17 protein-coding genes are annotated in these 23,569 nt (G+C 67.4%); 7 read left to right on the top strand and 10 right to left on the bottom strand.

The genetic code is table 11. The features are described 5' to 3' along the window. Positions 1-130: 130 nt before the first annotated feature. Positions 131-3,325 (top strand): autotransporter family protein, encoded by a 3,195-nt coding sequence (locus tag WKW79_RS26810; protein WP_340338272.1) that lies wholly within the window; start codon positions 131-133, stop codon positions 3,323-3,325. A 19-nt stretch (positions 3,326-3,344) separates the two neighbouring features. On the opposite strand, the gene WKW79_RS26805 is transcribed toward WKW79_RS26810, so the two are convergent. Continuing rightward, positions 3,345-4,064: a TetR/AcrR family transcriptional regulator gene (locus WKW79_RS26805; protein WP_340338271.1), complete on the bottom strand. Its 720-nt coding sequence runs from the start codon at positions 4,062-4,064 to the stop codon at positions 3,345-3,347. A 130-nt stretch (positions 4,065-4,194) separates the two neighbouring features. Here WKW79_RS26805 and WKW79_RS26800 point away from each other — a divergent pair, with 130 nt between their 5' ends. Then, on the top strand, positions 4,195-5,619 hold the full coding sequence (locus WKW79_RS26800) for a DUF1254 domain-containing protein (protein WP_340338270.1): 1,425 nt from the start codon (positions 4,195-4,197) through the stop codon (positions 5,617-5,619). 21 nt (positions 5,620-5,640) lie between these two features. On the opposite strand, the gene WKW79_RS26795 is transcribed toward WKW79_RS26800, so the two are convergent. Next, positions 5,641-8,025, bottom strand: coding sequence for an arylsulfatase (locus WKW79_RS26795; protein ID WP_340338269.1), 2,385 nt, complete (start codon positions 8,023-8,025; stop codon positions 5,641-5,643). A gap of 185 nt (positions 8,026-8,210) precedes the next feature. Here WKW79_RS26795 and WKW79_RS26790 point away from each other — a divergent pair, with 185 nt between their 5' ends. Next, entirely contained in the window at positions 8,211-8,930 is a 720-nt protein-coding gene (locus WKW79_RS26790) for a Crp/Fnr family transcriptional regulator (RefSeq protein WP_340338268.1), read from the top strand. Positions 8,931-8,937: 7 nt separating this feature from the next. On the opposite strand, the gene WKW79_RS26785 is transcribed toward WKW79_RS26790, so the two are convergent. From WKW79_RS26785 to WKW79_RS26755, 7 genes are all read right to left on the bottom strand, one after another. After that, on the bottom strand, positions 8,938-9,915 hold the full coding sequence (locus WKW79_RS26785) for a Bug family tripartite tricarboxylate transporter substrate binding protein (protein WP_340338267.1): 978 nt from the start codon (positions 9,913-9,915) through the stop codon (positions 8,938-8,940). Between the two features lie 32 nt (positions 9,916-9,947). After that, complete coding sequence (locus tag WKW79_RS26780; protein WP_340338266.1) at positions 9,948-11,834, bottom strand: feruloyl-CoA synthase; 1,887 nt, start codon at positions 11,832-11,834, stop codon at positions 9,948-9,950. Between the two features lie 184 nt (positions 11,835-12,018). Then, entirely contained in the window at positions 12,019-12,843 is an 825-nt protein-coding gene (locus WKW79_RS26775) for an SDR family NAD(P)-dependent oxidoreductase (protein ID WP_340338265.1), read from the bottom strand. Positions 12,844-12,876: 33 nt separating this feature from the next. Further along, complete coding sequence (locus WKW79_RS26770; protein WP_340338264.1) at positions 12,877-13,296, bottom strand: MaoC family dehydratase; 420 nt, start codon at positions 13,294-13,296, stop codon at positions 12,877-12,879. A 17-nt stretch (positions 13,297-13,313) separates the two neighbouring features. Continuing rightward, complete coding sequence (locus WKW79_RS26765) at positions 13,314-13,754, bottom strand: MaoC family dehydratase N-terminal domain-containing protein (protein ID WP_340338263.1); 441 nt, start codon at positions 13,752-13,754, stop codon at positions 13,314-13,316. Between the two features lie 3 nt (positions 13,755-13,757). Beyond that, positions 13,758-14,942, bottom strand: coding sequence for a lipid-transfer protein (locus tag WKW79_RS26760; protein ID WP_340338262.1), 1,185 nt, complete (start codon positions 14,940-14,942; stop codon positions 13,758-13,760). 19 nt (positions 14,943-14,961) lie between these two features. Continuing rightward, the gene (locus tag WKW79_RS26755; RefSeq protein ID WP_340338261.1) at positions 14,962-16,101 is read right to left on the bottom strand and encodes an acyl-CoA dehydrogenase family protein; all 1,140 of its coding nucleotides are present in this window, start codon (positions 16,099-16,101) and stop codon (positions 14,962-14,964) included. Positions 16,102-16,248: 147 nt separating this feature from the next. Between WKW79_RS26755 and WKW79_RS26750 the strand changes: the two genes are divergently transcribed. Then, on the top strand, positions 16,249-17,517 hold the full coding sequence (locus tag WKW79_RS26750; protein ID WP_340338260.1) for an MFS transporter: 1,269 nt from the start codon (positions 16,249-16,251) through the stop codon (positions 17,515-17,517). A gap of 13 nt (positions 17,518-17,530) precedes the next feature. Here the strand turns inward: WKW79_RS26750 and WKW79_RS26745 are convergent, their stop codons facing one another. Beyond that, a complete protein-coding gene (locus WKW79_RS26745) occupies positions 17,531-20,368 on the bottom strand; it encodes a winged helix-turn-helix domain-containing protein (RefSeq protein ID WP_340338259.1) in 2,838 nt (945 codons plus the stop codon). Positions 20,369-20,570: 202 nt separating this feature from the next. Here WKW79_RS26745 and WKW79_RS26740 point away from each other — a divergent pair, with 202 nt between their 5' ends. The 3 genes from WKW79_RS26740 to WKW79_RS26730 are packed head-to-tail and all read left to right on the top strand — an operon-like array spanning position 20,571 to position 23,460. Further along, positions 20,571-21,779, top strand: a complete 1,209-nt coding sequence (locus WKW79_RS26740; protein WP_340338258.1) for a CaiB/BaiF CoA transferase family protein — start codon at positions 20,571-20,573, stop codon at positions 21,777-21,779. Next, positions 21,776-22,525, top strand: a complete 750-nt coding sequence (locus WKW79_RS26735; RefSeq protein WP_340338257.1) for an electron transfer flavoprotein subunit beta/FixA family protein — start codon at positions 21,776-21,778, stop codon at positions 22,523-22,525. Before WKW79_RS26740 ends, WKW79_RS26735 begins: the two co-directional genes overlap by 4 nt. A 2-nt stretch (positions 22,526-22,527) precedes the next feature. Then, positions 22,528-23,460, top strand: coding sequence for an electron transfer flavoprotein subunit alpha/FixB family protein (locus WKW79_RS26730; protein WP_340338256.1), 933 nt, complete (start codon positions 22,528-22,530; stop codon positions 23,458-23,460). Positions 23,461-23,569 lie beyond the last annotated feature (109 nt).

Genomic DNA, 23,569 nt, shown 5'->3' with positions numbered 1-23,569 from the left:
GCGGTGCAGGGGCCTTGGCCTGCAAGACCGCGGATCGATTCGATGGGCAAATTGGCACCAAGGTGCAATTGGCTGCTCGCGGGCATTTGTCTACCTTCTCTCCTGGAAACCCCGCGCAGAGGATGGAGAAATGAAAGCCCCCGCGATCAACCTGACGTACAGCGCAGTGTGGTCGGCCGTGGGCCTGCTCCTGTGCGGCGGCAATGCCGCGCGCGCCGCTTGCACGCCCACGCTGACGCCGGGGCCGGGACAGACGGTGACCTGCGACAGCAGCGCGCCGAGTCCGGTCACGTCGCCGGTGGTCGCGCAGCCGGGTGCGGCCGGCGTCATCGTCAATGTGCTGTCTGGCGCGCAGTTGAGCACCGGCAATGCTGATGCCATCACGCTGGGCGCGGGCGGAGCCATCAACGACAGCGGCCAGGTGCAAGGTGCGCGCGGCCTCGTGACCACGGGGCCGACGACGATCGGCATCACGGGATCGGGGTCGGTGGACGGCTTCCAGGGAGCGGGCGTGACGATGTCCGGCCCGGGGGATTCGGTGCTGAACAACAGCGGCCGGATCAACGGCAGCGGCACGGCGGTGCAGCTCAACAGCGTCGCGAACGGCACGCTGACGGTGAACAACACCGGCAACGGATCCATCAACGGCGACATCATGGGCACGGGCGACGGCGCGATCGCGATCACGCAAGGCGCCAGCCTCAACGGCGGGATCACGATCACCGGCACGGGCAGCAACACGCTCACCGTACCGGGCGGCAAGGGTGTCAACGGCCCGGTGACGCTGGGCGGGGCCGTCAACAGCGTCGTCAATGGCGGCGCGTTCAACCAGGGCCTGTCGCTCATCGGCTTCACCAGCAACACGGTCGACAACCAGGCCAACGCCACCATCAACAACGGCCTGAGGATCAATGGCAGCGGCGTGAATCGGGTCGACAACGCCAACACCATCCAGAACGGCGTCACCTTCACCGGCGACGGGCAGAATCGGCTGACCAACGCAAGCGCCGCGACGATCAATGGCGACATCGTCAGCAACGGCGCTGCCAGCGACTTCATCGACAACGCCGGCCTGGTCAACAACTCGATCCGGCTGAACTCGGGCGACGATACGGTGATCAACCGCGTGGGTGGCCGCGTGATCAGCCTGGAGGCCGATGCCTTCGGCAACACGATCAACGGCGTGATCGACGAAGGGGATGGCAACGACACCTTCACGATGTTGGGCGGCACGGTCAACAACCAGGTGCTGCAGGGCGCGGGCAACGACACTGCAACGATTTCGGGCGGCACGATCACGCAGGTCGTCAACACCGGCAGCGGTAACGACCGGCTGCTCTGGAATGGCGGGCAGATCGGCAGCCTCGCCATGGAGGATGGCGACGATGTTGCGACCTTCCGCAACCTCACGTCGAGCAACCTGCGGCAGATCCAGATCGACGGCGGGCAGGGCAACGACCAGCTCATCCTCGACAACACCGCGGCCGACAACGTGCAGCGCTTCATCCGCTGGGAGCGCATCGACCTGACGAACCGCTCGTCGCTGACCTTCAACAGCACGCTGACACTGGGCGACAGCGGCACCGGCACGGGCACGCTGACCATCGACCCGACCAGCACCGTGTTCGCGGGCAACGGAATGCATGTGATCGCGCCCTTTGTGGCAGGGCAGCGCGCGACGGTGATCAATGCCGGCTTGATCGACATGACCAACGGCAGCTCCGGCGCGGGCGACTCGCTGCGCATCGTGGGCAACCTGGTGGGGCAGGGCGGGACGATCGCGCTGCACACGGTGCTGGCCAGTGACGGCGCGCCATCGGACTACCTGGTCATCGATGGCGGCACGGCGTCGGGGCAGAGCCTGTTGCGCATCGTCAATGCGGGCGGGCAGGGCGCCTTCACCATGAGCGATGGCATTCGGGTAGTGCAGATGGCGAACGGCGGCACGAGCGATGCGTCTTCGTTCGCGCTGTCGAACCGCGTGGTGGCAGGGGCGATCGAGTACCGCTTGTTTCGGGGCGGACAGCAGTCGACGGCCGACTTGAGCTGGTATCTGCGGTCGTCGCAAAGCAGCCCGACGCCGCCGCCTTCGCCTTCGCCTTCACCATCGCCTGCGCCTGCGCCCACGCCTCCAGCACCTTCGCCGGCACCAGCGCCATCGCCATCGCCAGCACCGGCTCCAGCACCGGCTCCAGCTCCCAGTCCCGCGCCAGCGCCAGCGCCAGCTCCTACGCCAGCCCCCGCGCCGACGCCATCGCCATCGCCCGCGCCTTCACCCACGCCGGCACCGGCACCAACTCCGGCGCCCGCGCCCGCGCCGACACCCACTCCAGCACCATCGCCGCTACCCTTGCCCGACCGCCCCCTGTACCGTCCCGAGGTCGGCGCCTACCTGTCCAACCAGCGCCAGGCCGGCAGCATGTTTTTCCACAGCCTGCATGACCGCCTGGGCGAGCCGCAGTGGGTCGAATCGCAGGGCTTCAACACGCAAGCCGACCAGCCTCGTTCCGGCTGGCTGCGCGTCGTCAACAGGCAGACCAAGGCCACGTCGGCCGATGGCAATTTTTCGACGGATGGCGACAGCAACTTGATCCAGGGCGGTGGCGACGTCGCGCGCTGGGCCGTGGGTGGCGAGTCCGGACGGCTGCACCTCGGCGCCATGCTTGGCTATGGTTCCGCCAGCAGCGAGGCGCGCGCGGACGGCAACCCCGCGCAAGCCCGTGGCAAGGTCGAGGGCTGGAGCCTGGGCGCCTATGCCACCTGGTACCAGAACGATGCCAGCAAGCTCGGCTGGTATGTCGATGCGTGGGGCACCTACGGATGGTTCCACAACAAGGTGGAAGGCGACACGCTGCCCGATGTGAAGTACCACGCCAAGGCCCTCACACTCTCCGGCGAGACGGGGTACGCGTTCAGGATGGCGGACACGGGCTGGGTGCTGGAGCCGCAAGGCCAGCTCATCTTCGTGAAGTACGAGGAAGACAACATCACCGAGCCGAACGGCACCCAGATCCGCGGCAAGGACGGTAGCGGATGGATCTCTCGACTCGGCGTGCGCAGCTACCGCACCTGGGTGCGCGAGGACGGGCGCAAGCTGCAACCGTACTTCACGCTCAACTGGTGGCACGACGGCGTGGACAGTACGGAGGTCTTCAACCAGCTCGCCTTCCGCTCCATGTACCCGAACAACCGCTACGAAGCCAAGCTCGGCCTCAACGCCGACCTGGCACGCGGCTGGAGCGCATGGGGCAACCTGGGCTACCAGTGGGGCAGCCAGGGCTACAAGTCGACCAGCATCAGGCTCGGGGCGAAGTACACGTGGTAGCGGACCGCCGGCCCGGCAATCAGCGCAGGAAGTAGTCGACGCCCGCAAGCGACTTGCTGCGCCCGCGCACAGGCACCTTGCGCGAGACCGGCGCGCTGAAGCCGCCGACCGCGTAGTCCACCAGGTCCTGTGCCACGTTGCTCAGCGCGCGGCTGGCCTCGTCCGCACGGCTCCATCGCGCCAGGCCGAGGATCACGTTGTCGTTGGCCCAGGAGAAGCGATCGTCCATCACGCCAGCCGGCATCTCCGGCAGTGCGGCGTGCAGCAGCTTGAAGACGCGCAGGAAGCCGGTGAGCTTGCTGCGGTCGATGAGATCGGTGCGGAGGATGCGTGGGTTGAGCACCGACTGCGCGAGCACCTGGACGTAGTCGCCACCCCACGGCGTGGAGGCGATGGTTTGCTGGAGCGGCAGCACGACCGCTTCGAATACATCGCGCACGGACCCGCCGCGGCCTTCGCGCTCGATCGTGTCGAGCATCTCGTTGCGCAGGGTGTTGATGGGCTCCAGCCGCATGTTGAGCACGTGCGCCACGATGGCCGCGCGCGATCCGAAGTGGTAGTGCAGGGCGGAAGCATTGCGATGCCCGGCCGCCGACACGATGCGCGACAGCGCGACGCCGTCGACGCCCTCCTGTGCGAAAAGCCGTTCGGCCGTTTCCAGCAGGCGGCGCGCGCTGTCACCGGTCTCGGCAGGAGGCGTCGATTCGGGCGCGGAGGCTTGGCGAGGAGCGCGTGGCATGGGCTGGATTTTGAGCGGCAAGGTCATCGCGAAAGTACTGCCCGGCGGCGAGGTATGTCGCCGACGTGATATCCCGAGTCTAATGCATCCCATTAAAGTAATGGAAGACATTAAACACGGAGACATCCCTATGAACTTCAGACGACCCTTGGCGTCCCTCCTGGCTGCAATAACACTGGCGCTTCCCCTTGCTGGCGCCCAGGCGGCCGAGCCCCTCGCGCCTGCGAAGGTCCGCGCGCTGGCCAACGACCTCTACATCTACGGCTACCCGATGGTGCTCATGGAAACGACCATGCAGCAGCAGACCAACGTGCCCGACGCCACCTCGGTGCCCATGCGCGCGCCGGTCAACCAGTTCGCACACTTCCGCACCTACCCCACGGCCGAGTCGCGCGACGTGGTGCGCTACAACTTCGACACGCTGTATTCCTTCGCCTGGGTCGACGTGAGCAAGGAGCCGATCGTGCTGACCGTGCCGCCGAGCGGTGGCCGCTACTACCTGGTGCCCGCGCTGGACATGTGGACCGACGTGTTCATGGTGCCCGGCACGCGCACCACCGGCAACGACGGCGGGAACTTCGCGATGGTGCCGCGCGGCTGGCACGGCAAACTGCCGGCGGGCGTGACGCGCGTCGAGGCGCCCACCTCGATGACCTGGATCATGGGCCGCACGCAGACGAACGGCGTGGCCGATTTCGCCAACGTGCACAAGATCCAGGATGGCTTCAAACTCACGCCGCTCAGCCGCTGGGGCAAGCCCGAGGTCAAGCCCGCGCCGACGCCCGTCGATGCATCGATCGACCCGAAGACGCCGCCGCTGGTGCAGGTCGGCAAGCTCGATGGCGTGACCCTGCTGACCCGCCTGGCCGAGCTGATGAAGAAGAACCCGCCGCACGCCAGCGACTACCCCACGCTGATGCGCGCCGCGGCCATCGGCCTGGACCCTGGCAAGAGCTTCGACGCGTCAAAGCTGGACCCGGAGACCGTCGCCGCGATCAACGCCGGTGCGCAGGACGCGAAGGAGCGCATGATGAAGCGCCTGCGCAACTTCGGCCCGCGCGTGAACGGCTGGTCGGCCAGTACGGAAAGCATCGGCAGCTACGGCAGCAACTACGAGCGCCGTGCCGTCATCGCGCTGGCAGGCCTCGGCGCCAATCTGCCGGAAGACTCGATCTATCCCACCACCTCCGTCGATGCGGAAGGCAAGCCGCTCGCCTCCGACAAGGCCTACGTGCTGCACTTCGACAAGGACAAGCTGCCGCCGGCCGACGCCTTCTGGTCGGTGACGATGTACGACCCGCAAGGATTCCAGGTGGCCAACGCGATCAACCGCTTTGCCATCGGCGACCGCGATGCGTTGAAGCTCAATGCGGACGGATCGCTGGACCTCTGCATCCAGAAGACCGCACCCGGCGGCGAGCAGGACGCCAACTGGCTGCCGGCGCCGCAGAACGGCAACTTCACGCTGACGATGCGGATCTACCTGCCGCGCGCCGAAGCCTTCAACGGTGGCTGGGTGCCGCCGGGTGTGAAGCGCGTCGCGGACGCTTCCTGACCCATCAGCACCGAAGGACGGTCACGCCTTTGCCTTGGCCTTCTTCGCTGCCTTCGCGGCGGGCGCCGTGTCCATCTGCCCCAGCTCCACCGTGATCTTCTCGATCGAGCCGGTGTACGCAAAGGGCAGCTTGTAGGTGAAGTCGATGGGCGAGCCGATGTCCATGCCCACGTCGAGTCCTTCGCCCAGGGAGAACTGGATCGGGATGGTGCGCTCCAGCCGCCCCTCGGCCACCTTCCTGCCGTTCGCGCTCATGGTCACGGTGCCGCCCTTGCCCATGCCGCCGCCGTCGTACTTGAAGGCCACGACAAGTTTGTTCTTGCCCTTCGACAAGGGGCCCTTCGCGGTGAAGGTCGTCCGTTCGACGCTGAGGAAGTTGTAGACGAAGCTCGGCACGCCATCGCGCAGGTAAAGCCCGTAGCCGCCTTCCAGTCCGCCGTGCGTGACCAGCATCCCTTCGGCCTTGCCATCGGGCACATCGAAGTCCGCGGTGATGGTCCAGGACTTGTTGCACATCGCCGGCGAGGCCGCGTCGGGCAGGCCGATGGTGCCGGGGTAGTAGGTCATCTTCGTGCGGCCACGGATGAGGCTGGGCCGCCCCATCAACTCGGCATTCATGCGGATGGTGGCGCGCCAGTCGAGCGGCAGCACGTTGTACTTGGCCGCCTCCACCCACCACATGTCCTGGAGCTTGCGCAACAGCTCGGGGTTCTTCTTCGCGAGGTCGTTGGCCTGCGAGAAGTCTTCCTCGATGTTGTAGAGCTCCCAGGGCGCCTTGTCCGGGTCCCACTCCTGGCGGTTCGGATCCCAGGGCACGAAGGAGGGCGAGGAGGCCATCCAGCCGTCGTGGTACAGGCCGCGGTTGCAGCCCAACTCGAAGTACTGCGTCTTGCGCAGGCTCGTCGCCTCCGCATCCGTCAACGCCGCGGCAAAGCTCACGCCCTCGATCGGCTTCTGCCGCACGCCGTTCAGGTCGGTCGGCGCGGTGATGCCGCAGACTTCGTAGAGCGTCGGCACCAGGTCGATGGTGTGGATGAACTGGTCGCGCAGGCCGCCCTTGTCCTTGATGCGATCCGGCCACGAGATGATCATCGGGTTGCGCGTGCCGCCGAAGTGGCTGGCCACCTGCTTGGTCCACTGGAAGGGCGTGTTCATCGCATGCGCCCAGGCCGAGGGGAAGTGGTTGAAGTGCTTCGGGCCGCCGAGCTCGTCGATGGCCTTGATGTTGTCCTGCCACTTCTCCGAGAAGCCGTTGAAGAACATGTTCTCGCAGAGCGACCCCTCGATGCCGCCTTCGGCGCTCGCGCCGTTGTCGCCGGCGATGTAGATGAAGATCGTGTTGTCGGCGTCGGGCAGTTGCTTGCAGGCCTCCACCACGCGGCCCAGTTCGAAGTCGCAATGCGCGGCATAGCCGGCGAAGACTTCCATCATCCTTGCGTAGAGGCGCTTCTGGTCCGCGTTGAGCGAGCTCCAGGCCGGCAGGCCCTTGGAACGCGTCGTGAGCTTCGTGCCTTCGGGGATCACGCCGAGCTTGAGCTGGCGCGCATGGGTCTGCTCGCGGTACTTGTCCCAGCCGCCATCGAACTGGCCCTTGAACTTGGCGATCCAGTCCTCGGGCGTGTGGTGCGGCGCATGCGTGGCGCCGGTGGCGACGTAGAGGAAGTAGGGCCGGTCCGGCGCGATGCTCTTGGCCTGGCGCACCCAGGCGATCGACTTGTCGGCGAGGTCGGTGGTGAGGTGGTAGTTGGGGTCGGTCGAGGCCGGTACCAGGTCGCGGTTCTGGAACAGGATCGGGTTCCAGTGGTTCATGTCGCCGGCATTGAAGCCGTAGAAGTAGTCGAAGCCCAGGCCGTTGGCCCAGCGGTCGAAAGGGCCGGCGGCGCTGGTCTCCCAGGCGGGCGTGTTGTGGTTCTTGCCGATCCAGGCCGTCATGTAGCCGTTCTGCCGCAGCACCTCGCCGATGGTGCCGCAGCTCTTGGGCAGGATGCAGGTGTAGCCGTCGTAGCCGGTGGCGAGTTCGGTGATGCCGGCAAAGCCCGCGGAGTGGTGGTTGCGGCCGGTGATGAGCGCCGCGCGCGTGGGGCTGCACAGGGCCGTGGTGTGGAAGCGGTTGAAGCGCAGGCCCTCGGACGCCAGCTTGTCCATGGTGGGCGAGGGGATGCCGCCGCCGAAGGTGCCGTACTGGCCGAAGCCGCAGTCGTCGATGAGGATCAGCACGATGTTCGGCGCGCCGGCCGGGGCCTTCACCGGCTGCGGGAAGCGGCCCGGGTCGGACTCCAGGTAGGTGCGGCCGACCTCGCCCTGGAAGTGGAAGTCCGGGCGCGGCAGCACGTCGGGCGTGCCCGTTGCGGGTGTGCCCGCGGCTTTCTTCGTCGGCACCGGCTTGTCTGACTTCTTCGTCGCCATCGCATCGCTCCTGTTGGGACTGCGCAGGCCGGGCCGGCGGACGAGGCGTTGCCGTGCTGCGGCTGCGAGCGCCCTTGAGCCTCAGCCCGCCGGTGGATGAACGCAATTGCACCTTGGTGCACAGCCGCCGGACGGTGCTTGGCCGACAATCCCCTTCCGCACTTTTTTCGTCGACAGGAGAGACCATGGACGACGATCCGATCCTCACCATGGAAGAACGCACGGCCATCAACAAGGGCCGCTGGTTCAGCATGCTCTCGCCGACGCTGCGGCATGACATCCTGCGCTGCGCGGTGGTCAAGCGCTTCCAGGACGGCGAACTCATCGCCGCGCGCGGCGACCCGGCCGAGCAATGGTTCGGCTGCGCCAAGGGCGCGGTGCGCGCGAGTTCGACGACGGTGTCGGGCAAGCAGATCACGCTGACCTACCTGGAGCCCGGCAGCTGGTTCGGCGACGTGGAGATGTTCGACGGCGAGCGCCGACCGCACGACACCTTCGCGCATGACGACACGACCGTCCTCTGTGTCGCGCGGGCGGACTTCCAGAAGATCCTGTCGACGCATGTGGAACTCTACGAAGCCTTGATGCGCCTGCAGGCGCGGCGCACCCGCGCGCTCTTCGGCCTGGTGGAAGACCTCAACACGCTGCCCCTGCGCGCGCGCCTGGCCAAGCAGCTGGTCCACCTGGCGCGCATCTACGGCGTGCCGAGCCTCGAGGACGCCGCCCAGATGCGCATCGGCCTGCACCTCGCACAGGAGGAACTGGCGCAACTGTTGGGTGCCTCGCGCCAGCGCGTGAACCAGGAGCTCAAGACGATGGAGCGCGAGCAGATCCTCCGGCTGGAATCGGGCGGACTGGTGGTGTGCGATCGCGCGGCGCTGATGCGCATTGCCACCGAGTCGTGAATTCCGCTCAGTCCACCTTCGCGCCGGACACCTGAACGAGCCGCTCGATCATCGGCCCGCTTGCCTCGAAGTTCTTGCGGAACTCCGCCGAGCTGTTGCCCATGCCGAGCAAGCCGAAGGCCTGGAAACGCGCCTTCATCGCCACGCTCTGCACGGCCGCGCGCGTCTCCTTCTCGAGCCTGGCCAGGATCGCCGGTGGCGTCTTCGCCGGTGCCATCACCATCACGCCACCCACCAGCTTGAACTCCTCATCGGGGAAGCCCGCCTCGGCCATGGTCGGCACGTTGGGCAGTTCCGGCAGGCGCCGGTCGCCGATGATGGCCAGCGGCTTGAGGCTGCCGCTGGCGATGTGCGGCGCCATGGTGCCCATCGTGCCGATGCTCACGGGGATCTGGCCGGCGATCATGTCCTGGACCATCGGCGCCTCGCCCTTGTAGGCCACGTGGGTCATGTCGAGCTTGCGCGATTCACTCAGGTGTGCGCTGAGCAGATGGCTGGCCGAGCCGACGCCATAGGAGCCGTAGTTGACCTTGCCCTTGTTCGTCTGCGCCCAGGCGATGAACTCCTTCATGTTGCGCGCAGGCACGTCCTTGTTGACCGCGAAGACCAGGCTGGCCGAGCAGATCTCGGTGATGAAGGCGAAGTCGCGGCGCACGTCGTAGGGCACCTTGTTGAACATGTGCTGCGCGTAGTAGATCGGCGCGGCGTGCGTCAGGAGGATCGTGTAGCCGTCCGGCTGGGCCCGGGCCACGACCGATGCGCCGAGCATGCCGGAAGCGCCCGGCTTGTTGTCCACGATGACGGCCTGCTTCATGCTCTTGCCCAGTTCGTCGGCCAGCACACGGGCCAGCACGTCGGTGGCGCCCGCGGGCGGTGCGGGCACGACGATGGTGATGGGGCGGGTCGGGTAGTCCTGGGCCAGGGCGTGCGAGCCGCAAGCGAGTGCGGCGATGGCTATGAAGGCCTTGGCGATGAAATTGCGCATGGTTGCTTGTCTCCGTCTTATTGATGATTCGTTCAGCGCGTGGTGGCGACGTGCGGGCCGGGCTTGTCGGGGAACAGTTCGTCCACCAGATGGGCGCGGCGCGAGCGGGTGGTGGCCTGGTTGACGTAGCCCTTGTCGGCGATCTCGTTGGCGTCCATCGAGGGCGGCTCGGCCATCAGCAGCAGACGCTCGACGCGCAGGCTGGCACTGCCGCTGTCCTTGCGCAGGCGCTCGCCCAGCGCGGCGACGAGAGCCGGATGGGTCGACAGTTCGGCGGCACTGAGTCCGGCGAGTTCCGGCAGCAGGCGCTGGCAGGCGGCCACATTGGGCCAGGCCAGCGCGGCCACATAGTTCTGGTCATGCCCGCAGATCACGGCGTCGGTGATGAGCGGCGCGCAGCGTTCGATGAGGCCGAGGCGGATCGAGCCGGTGCGCACCCAGGTACCGTTGACCAGCTTGAAGTCTTCCGCCACGCGGCCGTCGAAGCGCATGCCCTTGGCCGGGTCGTCCATGTCGACGAGGCGCACGGCGTCGCCGAGCTTGAAGAAGCCTTCCTCATCGAAGGCGGCCGCGGTGAGGTCGGGCCGCCCGATGTAGCCGCTGAAGTTGTGCGCGCCGCGCACGCGGATCTCGTAGCGGTCGCCGTCCAGCGGCACCAGCTTGATCTCGGTGCCGGGCGGCGGTGCGCCGATGTTGGCCAGGTCGTCGCTGCTCCAGTTGCGGTTGGTGCCGACGCCGGTGGTCTCGGTCGATGCCAGCCCTGTGCCGAAGACGATGCGCTCGCCAACGGTGCGCTCGGCCACGCGCTGGATGCGTTCGCAGACATCCCGGGGCAGGCTCGCGCCGCCATAGCCGAAGTTGATGACGCGGGCGAACAGCCTGCGGGCCAGTTGCGGGTCGCGCTCCAATTCCGTGGCCAGCATGGACCAGGCGGAGGGCACGGAGGTCAGCAAGGTCGGCGAGATCTCGCGCAGGTTGCGCACCGTGCGATCGAACAGGCCCGGCAGCGGCTTGCCGTCGTCGATGTAGTGCGTGGCGCCCAGCAGCACCGAGCGGCCGAGGTTGAGCACACCGCCCAGCGCGTGATGCCACGGCAGCCAGTCGAGGAAGACCGGCGGCCCGTCGATGTCGGCCAGCTTCTCGAACATGTTCGCGAGGTTGGCTGCGCAGGCTTGCAGGTTGCTGTAGCTCACCGGCACGCCCTTGGGGACGCCGGTGGATCCGGAGGTGAAGAGGATCTTGGAAACGTGCTCGGGCTGGATTGCGGCGTGTGCCGCGGCGACCTTGTCGCGCCGCTGTGGCGTCAGCTCGCCGTGCGCCAAGGCCTTCCACGCATGCTGGCCCACCGCAGCGCCGTTCACCGCGATCACCGGCACGTCGGCGCAACCGAGCGCGTTGATCGCAGGCTGGTAGGTCGCCACGTCCTGCACGAAGAGGGCCGCCGGCGGAACCAGTTCGCAAACGCCCTTGAGGCGCGCGAAATCCTTGCTCAGCAGCGAATAGGCCGGCGACACCGGGGCCACCGGCACGCCGACATATTCCGCGGCCATCAGCAACACGAGCTGTTCGAGCGAGTTCGCCGACAGGATGACCAGTGGCTTGCCCTGGCCCAGGCCCATGTCGAGCAAGGCCGCGCCCACGGTCTGGACCTGTTGCCACATCTGGCGCCAGCTGAGGCGCTTCCATTCGCCGCTTTGGGCATCGCGCTCGCAGAAGGACGGCAGGTCGCCGCGCTTACTGGCCCAGTGCGGGATGAAGCCGGCGAAGCCGGTGCGCCCCGTGGGCTTGGGCGTGAGCGGTGAACGCAGGATCAGCGTGCCGTCCGCGCGCCGTTCACAGACGGCCTTGCGGATCTCGTAGGGCACCGGCCGGTAACGCACGGGCGCGGGTACGAGGGCCTCGGCGGCGAGGGTGGTCATGTATGTCTTGTCTCCAGAATCGTTTTGATCGACTGCGGCGGCGGGGTCAATCCATGTCCCCGCTGCCAATGCCGTTATGTGTGCCTTGGGTCACGCGCTCTCGCGGCGCGCTGGATCCGGGACTTTGTGGGAGACGCTGGACAAGTCCTTGATTTGGAGGACCCGTCCAGATGTCCTTCCGCAATTACTGCGGCGAGCCCGCCACCGCCACGACCTGGCCGGTGATGTAGTTCGACTCGGGCGTGCAGAACAGGTACACCGCGCCGGCCGCTTCTTCCGGCGTGCCGCCACGGCCCAGCGGGTTGCGTGCCGCATGCGACTTCAGCAGCTCGGGGTTCAGGCCGACGCGGATGTCCTTGCCTTCGATGTTGATGGTCGCGCCGGCCTTGGCATCGGCATTGGTCATGCGGGTGTGGATCAGGCCGAAGGCCACCGCATTGACGTTGACCTTGAAGCGGCCCCACTCGCGGCTCAGCGCGCGCGTCATGCCGATCACGCCGGCCTTGGCCGACGAGTAGTTCATCTGGCCGGCGTTGCCGTTCAGTGCCGAGGTCGACGAGATGTTGACCACCTTGCGGTAGTTCTCGATGCCCTTTTCCTGGTCGGCCATGGCCTGCGCCTTGATGACCGGATAGGCCGCGCGCAGGATGCGGAAGGGTGCGGTCAGGTGGCAGTCGAGGATGCCGTACCACTGCTCGTCGGTCATGCGCTGCACCACGTCGTCCCAGGTGAAGCCGGCGTTGTTGACGATGATGTCGATGCCCTTGTAGTTGTCGACCGCGGTCTTGATGAAGCGCTCGGCGAAGTCCGGTGCGCTGACGTTGCCGACGCAGGCCACGGCGTCCGTGCCCTGCTTGCGAAGCAGTTCGACCGTCTCGTTCGCCGGGTCGGCGTCGAGGTCATTGATGACGATGCGCGCGCCATGGCTGGCGAGCTTCAGTGCGATGGCCTGGCCGATGCCGCGGCCCGAACCGGTGACGAGGGCGACTTTGCCGTCGAGTGTTCCCATGGTGTATCTCTCCGAGTGAAAAAGTGAATGGGGTTAGAGGGCGATGACGGCATCGCCGACGATCTTGGTATCGCCGTACTGGTTGCGCGTTTCGATTTCCAGCTTCACGCGCTGCTCGCCGTCGGCTTCGAAGCGCTCCACCACGCGGCCGCTGCAGGTGATCTTGTGGCCCAGGTGCGTGATGCCGGTGAAGCGCACGCCAAAGCTTCGGATCTGGCGCTGGTCGACCCACTGCGTCAGCAGGCGGCCGAGGTAGGCCATCGACAACATGCCGTGCGCGAACACGTCGGGCATGCCGGCCTTGCGGGCGTAGTCGGTATCGATGTGGATCTGGTTGTGGTCGCCGGAGGCGCCTGCGAACAGGGCCAGCGTGGTGCGGTTGATGGCCGGCAGTTCCAGCACGGGCAGGGTGTCGCCAACGGCGACGTTGAAGGGGGCTTGTCTCTGGCTCATGGTGCGTACTCCTTCGCTCATGCGTTCTTGTGGACCAGCACGCTGCGCAGGTCCGCGACGTGTTCGCCGCGCTGATTGCTGACCTTCGACTCGCGCACCACGAAGCTCAGGGCGCCGCCCTTCTTGTCGTAGATGTCGGCGATGTGCGTTTCGAACTGCAGCGTGTCGCCGGCATAGGCCATGCGGTGGTACTGGAAGTTCTCCTCGCCGTGCAGGATGCGCGAGGTGACGATGCCCAGCTCGTCGCGCCAGGCGCTCGAAGGGATCTGGAACTCCAGCGAGAAGAGAAAGGTCGGCGGCAGCGGCAGGCCGGGATGGCCCGCGTCGCGTGCGGCAGCTTCATCGATGTAGATCGGGTTGGTCTCGCCGATGGACTTGGCGAAGAAGCGAAGCTGGCCCGCTTCTGCCGTGGCCTTGTAGACCGGCAGCTTCATGCCGATGTGCTTCTTTTCGATCATGGATCAGGCCCTCTTGTAGATGGTCACGACACCGGCGCCGCCGAGGCCGAGGTTGTGTTGCAGCGCGACCTTCGCGTTCGCGACCTGGCGTTGGTCTGCTGTACCGCGCAACTGATGCGTGAGCTCGTAGCACTGCGCCAAACCGGTGGCGCCCAGCGGATGGCCCTTGGACAGCAGGCCTCCCGAGGGGTTGGTGACCCAGCGGCCGCCATAGGTGTTGTCGCCGTCGTTGACCAGCTTCTCGCCTTCGCCTTCACCGCACAGGCCCAAGCCTTCGTAGGTGATGAGTTCGTTCTGCGCGAAGCAGTCGTGCAGTTCGATCACGTCGACGTCCTTGGGGCCGACGCCCGCTTGTTCGTAGGCTTGCTTGGCGGCGAGTGCCGTCATGTCGAAGCCGACGACGCGGATCATGTCCTTGGCGTCGTAAGTGCTCGGCAGATCGGTCGCGAGCGACTGGCCGGCGATGAACACATCGGTGCGCAAGCCGCGCTTGCGTGCGAATTCTTCGGACACGACGATGGCCGCAGCGCCGCCGCAAGTCGGCGGGCAGGCCATGAGGCGCGTGATGACGCCGTCCCACAGCATGGGCGCGTTCATCACGTCTTCGGTGGTCACGACATTGCGGAACACCGCGAGCGGGTTGTTGGCGGCGTGGCGGCTGGCCTTGGCGCGCACTTTGGCGAAGGTCTCGAGCTTCGTGCCGTACTTCTGCATGTGGGCACGGCCGGCGCCGGCGAACTGGCGGATGGCCGAGGGAATCTCGGGGTGGCCGACCAACTCGTCGACGACCTTGGCGGCACGCTCCAGCGCCGGTGCGCGGTCATCCCAGCGCGACTTCAGCGCGCCCGGGTTCATCTGCTCGAAGCCGAAGGCAAGGGCGCAATCGACTGCACCGCTTTGCACGGCCTGGCGCGCGAGGTACAGCGCCGACGAACCGGTGGCGCAGTTGTTGTTCACGTTGAGCACCGGGATGCCCGTCATACCCACGCGGTAGACCGCCTTCTGCCCGCAGGTCGAGTCACCGTAGACGTAGCCTGCATAGGCCTGCTGGATGTCGGAGAAGTCCAGGCCCGCATCGGCCAACGCCGCACGGATGGCCTGCTCGCCCATCACGTCATAGGGCTCGCTGGCGCCCGGCTTCTTGAACTGGATCATGCCGACGCCGGCAACGAAAACCTTGTTTGTCATGTAGTTCCTAGGAGTTGAATCAGAGCTTGCGAGAGATCAGCTCGCGCATCACTTCACTGGTGCCGCCATAGATCCGCGTCACGCGCGAGTCCACGAAGTCGCGGGCGATCGGGTACTCCAGCATGTAGCCGTAGCCCCCATGCAGTTGCACCATCTCGTCGAGCGCCTTGCCCAGCGCCTCGGTCGCGAAGAGCTTGGCGATGGCTGCTTCTTCCAGCGTGAGGCGGCGGCGCGTGTGCTCGCCGATGTAGTGGTCGATCAGCGTGCGCACGGCCACGGCCTGCGCCTTGATGTCAGCCAGCTTGAACTTGGTGTTCTGGAAGTCCCACACCGTGCCGTCAAAGGCCTTGCGCTCCTTGACGTAGGCGATCGTGTTCTCCAGCGCGCGCTCCAGGCGGGCGGCCGCACCGACGGCAATGGTGAAGCGCTCCTGCGGCAGCTCGCCCATCAGGTAGGCGAAGCCCTTGCCTTCCTCGCCCAGGCGGTTGGCCACCGGCACGCGCACGTTGTCGAAGAAGAGTTCGGCGGTGTCCTGTGCGTACTGGCCGACCTTCTCCAACTTGCGGCCGCGGCGGAAGCCTTCGCGGTTTGCCTCGACTGCGATCAGGCTGATGCCCTTGGCGCCGGCCTTCGGGTCGGTCTTGCAGACCACGATGATCAGGTCCGCCGTGAGGCCGTTGCTGATGAAGGTCTTGCTGCCGTTGATGACGTACTCGTCGCCGTCGCGCACGGCGGTGGTCTTCACGGCCTTGAGGTCGCTGCCGGTGCCGGGTTCGGTCATGGCGATGGCCAGGATGATCTCGCCGGAGGCGGCCTTGGGCAGCCACGCGTGCTTCTGTTCCTCGGTGCCGGCGCGCAGGATGTAGGGCGCGATGATGTCCGAGTGCATGCCGAACGAAGGACCGCTGACGCCGGAGCGGGCGAACTCCTCGCTGGCCACGGCCGCATGGCCGAAGTCGCCGCCGCCACCGCCATATTCCTCGGGCAGCGAGGCGCACAGCAGGCCTTCCTTGCCGGCCTTCAGCCAGGTCTCGCGGTCGACCTTGCCAGCCTCGTCCCAGGCGCTCTGGCGCGGCTTGCATTCGCGTTCGATGAAGCGGCGCACCGTCTCGCGGTACATCTCATGGTCGTCTCTGAAGACGTTGCGGGTCACGTTCACTGGGTTGTCTCCTTGGCAGCTTGTCTCGGGGGTCTAAGTTATTCCGAGGCCGGGTGGGTGGCCCCACCCCGGATGGGGGGCGGGGCGGACCCCTATGCGCCTGCGCGGATTTGCTGAGCACAATCGGCGTCGACCCACAGGAGACACATGAGCAAGAACGCGACATTCGCGGACCAGCCCGGGCGCCCCGCGCTTTTCTACGGCTGGATCGTCGTCGCGTCGGCCTTCGCGACCACCTTCGTCGGCTTCGGCAGCGCCTATACCTTCAGCGCGTTCCTCAACGCGTTGCAGGCCGAGTTCGCGGCTTCGCGCGGCTCGGTGTCGCTGGTCTTTTCGCTGGCGGGCTTTCTCTACTTTGCGCTGGGCGTGCTGAGCGGGCCGCTGGCGGACCGTTGGGGCGCGCGTCGGTTGCTGGTGGCCGGCATGGTGCTGACCGGAGCCGGCATGGCGCTGGCGGGCATGGCGCGCACGCTGGGCGAGGTCTATGCGGCGTATGCGATCGGCATCGGCGTAGGGGTCGGCCTGGCCTATGTGCCCGCGCTGGGGACGATCCAGCGCTGGTTCGTGCGGCGGCGCGGGTTCGCCTCCGGGCTGGCGGTGAGCGGCATCGGTGTTGGCACGCTGGTGATGCCGCCGCTGGCCGCTTTCCTCATCGACCACTGGGGATGGCGCACGGCCTATCTGGTCCTCGGTGTTGGCGCGGTGGTGGTGGGCGTGGGCATGGCGATGCTGGTCGCGGATGACCCGCGCGATCGCGGCTTGTGGCCCGATGGCGATCTCGCGCCGCCCGCGCCGGTCGCCGGCACGACGGCAGCGTCACCTGCGGGCTTTGGCTTGATGGAGGCGTTGAAGACGCGGCGCTTCGCTGCGCTGTACGTCGCATGCATGCTCTGCTCGTTCGGCCTGTTCGTGCCCTTCGTGCATCTGGTGCCCTATGCGCTCGACCAAGGCATCGCGCAGACATCGGCGGTGCTGCTGCTCGGCGCCATCGGTGTCGGCAGCACGGCGGGGCGCTTCTTCCTGGGCAACGTGGCCGACCGCATGGGGCGCGAGCCGGCGCTGATCCTCATGTATGCCGGCATGGCCGCGTCGTTGCTCGTCTGGCTGTTGTCCATCGGCCTCTGGGGGCTGGCGGTGTTCGCGCTGGTCTTCGGTGTCTTCTACGGCGGTTGCGTCGCGCTGCTGCCCGCGCTGGTGGCGGACTACTTCGGCGGCAAGAACATCGGCGCCATCATCGGCGTGCTGTACACCGGCGTGGCGATCGGCACGCTGGTGGGGCCGACCGCGGCGGGCTACATCTTCGATGCGACGCGCAGCTATTCGCTGGTGATCGTCGCGAGCATCGGCGGCAACCTGGTCGCCGCCGCGATCATGTGGGCGGTAGCGCGATGGAGCCGATCCGGCGGCGCGGCTTGACCGCGCCACGCGCTCAGGCTTCGCCGCCCCGTGACGCGTCCATGTCCCAGCCAAAGTCCCGCACCCGTGCCACCGCCTCGTCCCGCCCCGACACGCGCAACTTGCCGTAGATGCGGCTCAGGTACCACTTCACCGTCTCCGGCGAGAGGCCCAGCGCACGCGCGATCTTCTTGTTGGGCATGGCCTGCGCGAGCAGGCGCAGCATCTCGATCTCGCGCTCGCTGAAGGCCTTCAATTCGGCCGGCATCGCACCCTGTGCACCGGCCTCGGGCGCAGTCGTTGGCGCGTCGCGCGGCGCGCGCGCGGCCACCAGGCGCTCCACGTAGAAGGCCAGCACCGGGTCGAGCGCCTCGGCCTGTGCCAGTTCGGCCATCATCTGGCGCGCCTTCGGATCGGCGTCGACCAGGCTGCGCAGCAGGCCCAGCCGATGGCCGCGGCGCAGCGCATCGATCAGCTTCTCCCGCGCCGAAGCATCGCGCCCACGTTGCACGTCGATGGCCGCGCTTTTCATCAGCAGGTGGGCGACGGTGCGCTGGCGTCCGCGGGCCTCGCATTGCGCGATGAGGCTGGCCAGTTGCGTGGCCGCGCTCTCGATGTCGCCGAGCGTCGCGGCCAGCCGGATGTGGGCGCGCTGCGTGACTTCGCTGATCTCCCAGGGCATCTGCAAGGTCGATGCGGCATGCCTTGCATGGAGGGCGTCGAGTCGCGCGAGCAGCGCTTCGGCGGCCATCAATTCGCCGGTCAACAGCCGCAGGTGCACCTGGTCGCCGAGGCTGTGGGCCAGCACGCGGTCGAGCTTGTGCTGCATGGCATAGGCTTCCAGCCGTTCCAGTTGCGCGAAGGCTTCCGCCTGGCTGCCGGCCTGCCAGTTTGCCGCGGCGAGCACGCGGTAGATCCGCAGCAGGGCGTCGGGGATGGCGATGCGCTCCAGCATGTCGAGCTTGCCCTCCAGCAGGGCACGGGCCTGCCGGGCGTCATTGAGTTCGTACAGCACGTCGCCGAGCAGGGCGATCGCCAGGTAGTACGCGTCGGCGCAGGCCTTGCCGCCTTGCTCGGCCTCCGCGGCCACGGCGCGGAAGATGCGCTCGGCCTGCGTCATCTTGCCTTCCATCGCGTAGCTCATGCCGACCAGGTTGCGGCCATGCAGGCTGCCTGCGGCCGTGGCGAGCAGGGGAGCGCCATCGACCATCAGCGGCGGCGCGTCGAGCAGCACGCGCCGGGCCTTCTCGTAGTCGCCTTGCTGCGTGTAGAGCCACGAAAGGATGTTGTTGCGGCCGCCGATGGTCAGGGCATCGGCATCCGGCGGAATGTCGAGCAGTTGCGGCAGCGTGGCCAGCGCGGCGTCGAGATCGTCGCCCTGAACGGCCAGTGCGGCGCGTAGCGTGGCCAGCATGAACCGGTTGGCGGAATCTACGGTGGGCACATCGGGAGCCACGCTGTCGAGCGTGCTGGCACAGGCGACAAGGTCGCGCTCGAAGAGTTGCATGCGCGCCGCGAGCAAGCGCAGCTTCAGGCTCCCGTCGAGTTGCTTCGGTGGCAACTGGCGCAGCAGTCCGACCAGTTCCCGTCGCTCGCCGCGCACGATGAGCGAGTGCGCGCACTGCTCGACCAGTGCCGCGGCCTGGTCCGGCTGGCCCGAGCGCACCGCATGGCGCACCGCATCCTCGAACAGGCCCGCTTCGCGAAACCAGGCGAAGGCGCGCCCATGTACGGCCTGCCGCGTGGCCTCGTTGAGCGCGGCGAAGCGTGCCAGCAGCGTCTCGCGCAGCAGCGGATGGAGGCGGTACCAAGTCTCGGGTGGCTGGCCTTCGACGGGGCCGACGAAGAGGTCGTCGCGGTGCAGCCTTGCGAGCAGGGCGGTCATGCTGGTGGTGGCTTCGGGCGCGTCCACGAGCGCCGCGCACAGCGAGGCGCAACAACGGCGGCAGGGTGCCACCCGAACCAGCGTGTGGACCTCCTCGGGCGACAGCAGCGAGAGCACCTCGTCCTCGAAGAACTGCGTGAAGGCTTGCGCGTCACGCGTCGACACGCGCGCAAAGGGCTCGCCCTGCGCGGGGCGGCCGGCGTCGGGCTGCTTCTTCTTCCAGTCCGTGGTGAAGATCCGCAGGCCCGCCACCCAGCCGTCGCTCAGTTCGTGCAGCGTCCGGATGGTGCGCGTGTCGATGTCTTCAAGCTGCGCCTTCAGGAACTGGCCGGTCTCCGCCAGCGTGAAGCGCAGGTCGCGTCCGTTGAACTCCAGCGTCTGCGACTGGCTGCGCAGGCGGTCGAAGGAAAGCGACGGGCTGCCGCGCGAGGCGAACACCAGGTGCAGGTTGGGCGGGGCGTAATCCAGCAGCCATTGCAGCGCCTCGTGGATCGCCGGATGCCGCAGGTGATGAAGGTCGTCGATGACCAGTGCCAGGTCGCGCGGATGGGCTGCAATGCCGCGGACTAGAGAGATCGCGAGTCGCTCGGTGGCATCGGCGTCTTCATTCGGATCGGCGTCGGTGTCTGCCAGTCGCGCGGCCTCCTGCACCAGCACAGGGTCGATGCGCGCGACGCTTGCCAGCAGGCCCTGGATGAAGCGTGCGGGGGTGTCGTCCTTCGCCGTCGCGCTGAACCAGGCCAGGTCGAAGCCCAGCGGCACGATGGACTGGCGCCAGGCCGCGACCAGGGTCGACTTGCCCGATCCGGCCGGGCCGGTGATGACGATGCAACGCAGGCGCCGCGCCTCCACCAGCCGCGACAGCAGCCGCTCTCGCCCGACGATGCCGACGCCCGAACGCTGCTCTGTCCCGGTCGCGACAACGGGCTTTGCCGCTGCATCCGGTGGCGCTTTCGAGGTGCGAGAAGAGGGTGGGCGGGGCGGCATGAGGGGCGGGCTTCACCGACCCTGGGTCGGCGCAGCGGGGCATTGTGCAGCAGCATCGGGCCGCTGTGGGTATGCGCTGCAGGCCCCCCCGATAAGGGTAGGCACGTTTGCCGCGCGTGCTGGTCTACTCGTTTGCAACGACCCGACGAGCCTCCTGGAAGCATGCGCCGGGTCCATCCTGAACCAACGTGGAGATTTCCAAATGGGTGTTTTGTCCGGCATTCGCGTCCTGGAGTTCGAGGCCATCGGCCCCGGCCCGTTCGGCACCATGCTGCTGGCCGACATGGGCGCGGACGTGATCCGCATCGATCGTTCGGTGGCGCATTCGGACCTCGGCCCCAAGGCCAGCGGGCCTCGCGTCGACATCACCGGCCGTGGGCGCCGCTCGGTCACGCTGGACCTGAAGAAGCCTGAAGCGGTGGCCGCCGCTCTGGACCTCATCGAGCGCGCCGACGTGGTCATCGAAGGCTTCCGCCCCGGTGCGATGGAGCGCCTGGGGCTTGGCCCGGACGTGGCATTGAAGCGCAACCCGAAGCTGGTCTACGGCCGCATGACCGGCTGGGGCCAGACCGGCCCGCTGGCCGAGCGTGCCGGGCATGACCTGAACTACATCGCACTCTCGGGCGTGCTCTCGGGCATCGGCCCTGTTGGTGGCAAGCCGACTGTGCCGCTCAACCTGGTCGGCGACTACGGCGGTGGCGGCATGCTGCTGGCCATGGGCGTGCTCGCGGCACTGCTCAACGTGCAGCGCGGCGGCGTCGGCCAGGTGGTCGACGCGGCCATGATCGAAGGCGCGGCGCAACTGGGCGCGGTGTTCTGGGGAATGCTCGCCACCGGCCACTGGAAGGAAGAGCGCGGCACCAACTGGCTCGACAGCGGCGCGCCCTGGTACGACACCTACGCGACCAGCGACGGCCACTACATGACGGTGGGCGCGGTCGAAGGCCGCTTCTATGCCGAACTGATCGAGAAGCTGGGCCTGGCCGACGCGGGCCTGCCCGCGCAGCACGACCGCAAGGGCTGGCCGCAATTGCGCGCCGCCTTCGAGATGGTCTTCGCGAGCCGCACGCGTGCCCAGTGGTGCGACGTGTTCGAAGGCAGCGATGCCTGCGTCGCGCCGGTGCTGGGCTTCGGCGAAGCGCCGAACCATGCGCAGCATCTCGCACGCGGCAGCTTCATCGAAGTGGGCGGTGTGGTGCAGCCCGGCCCGGCGCCGCGCTTCTCGGCCACGCCCTCGGCCCATCCGAAGAACGCACCGGACCGCGGCGAATTCGGTCGCGAGGCGCTGGGCGACTGGGGCTTCGACGCAGACGCCATCGCCCGCCTGCAGCGCCAGGGCCTGGGCCTTCGTTCCGACGGCGTGAAGCCGAATCCCGATTACTCGACCATCCAACAGGATCAAGCAGCGTGAAGGCATTGGTAGCAGTCAAGCGCGTCCTCGACGCGAACGTCAAGGCGCAAGTGAAGGCCGACGGCACGGGCGTGAACATCGCCAACGTGAAGATGAGCATGAACCCCTTCGACGAGATCGCCGTCGAGGAGGCGGTGCGGTTGAAGGAGAAGGGCGTGCTGAGCGAAGTGGTGGCAGTGTCCTGCGGCGTGGCGCAATGCCAGGAAACGCTGCGCACCGCGATGGCGATCGGCGCCGACCGCGGCGTGCTGGTCGAGACCGCGGAAGACCTGCAACCGCTGGCCGTGGCCAAGCTCTTGAAGGCACTGGTCGACCAGGAGAAGCCGGATGTCGTGATCCTCGGCAAGCAGGCCATCGACGACGACTGCAACCAGACCGGCCAGATGTTGGCCGCGCTGCTGAACGTGCCGCAGGCCACCTTCGCCTCGAAGGTCGAGATTGCCGATGGCTTTGCCACGGTGACGCGCGAGGTCGATGGCGGCCTGGAGACGGTGAAGTCCGCGCTGCCGCTGGTCATCACGACCGACCTGCGCCTGAACGAGCCGCGCTACGTCACGCTGCCCAACATCATGAAGGCGAAGAAGAAGCCGCTGGTGACCGTCAAGCCGGAAGACCTCGGCGTCGACGTGTCGCCGCGCCTGAAGACCCTGAAGGTGGCCGAGCCCGCCAAGCGCGGCGCCGGCATCAAGGTGCCCGATGTCGCCACCCTCATCGAGAAGCTGAAGAACGAAGCGAAGGTGATCTGATCATGACCGTCCTTGTCATTGCCGAACACGACCATGGCGCGTTGAAGAGCGCCACCCTCAACACCGTCACGGCCGCGGGCAGCTGCGGCGGCCAGGTCCATGTGCTGGTGGCCGGGCACAACGCCGCGGGCGCTGCGCAGGCGGCCGCGCAGATCACCGGCGTCGCGAAGGTGCTGCATGCCGACGGCCCGCAGTTCGCAGAACAGCTGGTGGAGAACGTTGCGGCGCAGGTGATTGCGGTCGCTGGGGACTACAGCCATCTGGTCTTCCCCGCGACGGCGCACGGCAAGAACGTCGCGCCGCGCGTGGCCGCGAAGCTGGATGTGGCGCAGGTCTCGGAGATATCGCGCGTGGTGTCGCCGGACACCTTCGAGCGTCCGATCTACGCGGGCAATGCTGTCGCGACCGTGCAAAGCGTGGATGCGGTGAAGGTCATCACGGTGCGCGGCACCGGCTTCGATGCGGCCGTCGCGACCGGCGGCAGCGCAACTATTGAAAGCATCGCGCCCGTTGCCGACACAGGCGCCTCGACACTGGTCGGCCGCGAAGTCACGAAGAACGACCGCCCCGAACTCACGGCCGCGAAGATCGTGGTCTCCGGCGGCCGTGCGCTGGGCTCCAGCGAGAAGTTCAACGAAGTGCTCACGCCCCTGGCCGACAAGCTGGGTGCCGCCATGGGCGCGAGCCGCGCCGCGGTGGATGCGGGCTATGCGCCCAACGACCTGCAGGTCGGCCAGACCGGCAAGGTCGTCGCACCCTCGCTCTACATCGCCGCCGGCATCAGCGGCGCGATCCAGCACCTCGCCAGCATGAAGGATTCGAAGGTGATCGTCGCGATCAACAAGGACCCGGAAGCGCCGATCTTCAGCGTGGCGGACTATGGGTTGGAGGCGGATCTGTTCGCCGCCGTGCCCGAGTTCGCGGGCGCGCTGTAAGGCAGGAGGAGCGGGCGATGGCACTCCTTCGGCAATGCCTGATGGAAGTTCGCGCTGCGGCTGCGGCGCGTGCGGCACAAGGGACACAAGGCATGGGTGCCAAGGCACC

The sequence above is a fragment of the Variovorax robiniae genome, from assembly GCF_037889955.1.
GTDB classification, from domain to species: Bacteria; Pseudomonadota; Gammaproteobacteria; order Burkholderiales; family Burkholderiaceae_C; genus Variovorax; species Variovorax robiniae.
This window is presented reverse-complemented; position numbering and strand designations above follow the sequence as displayed.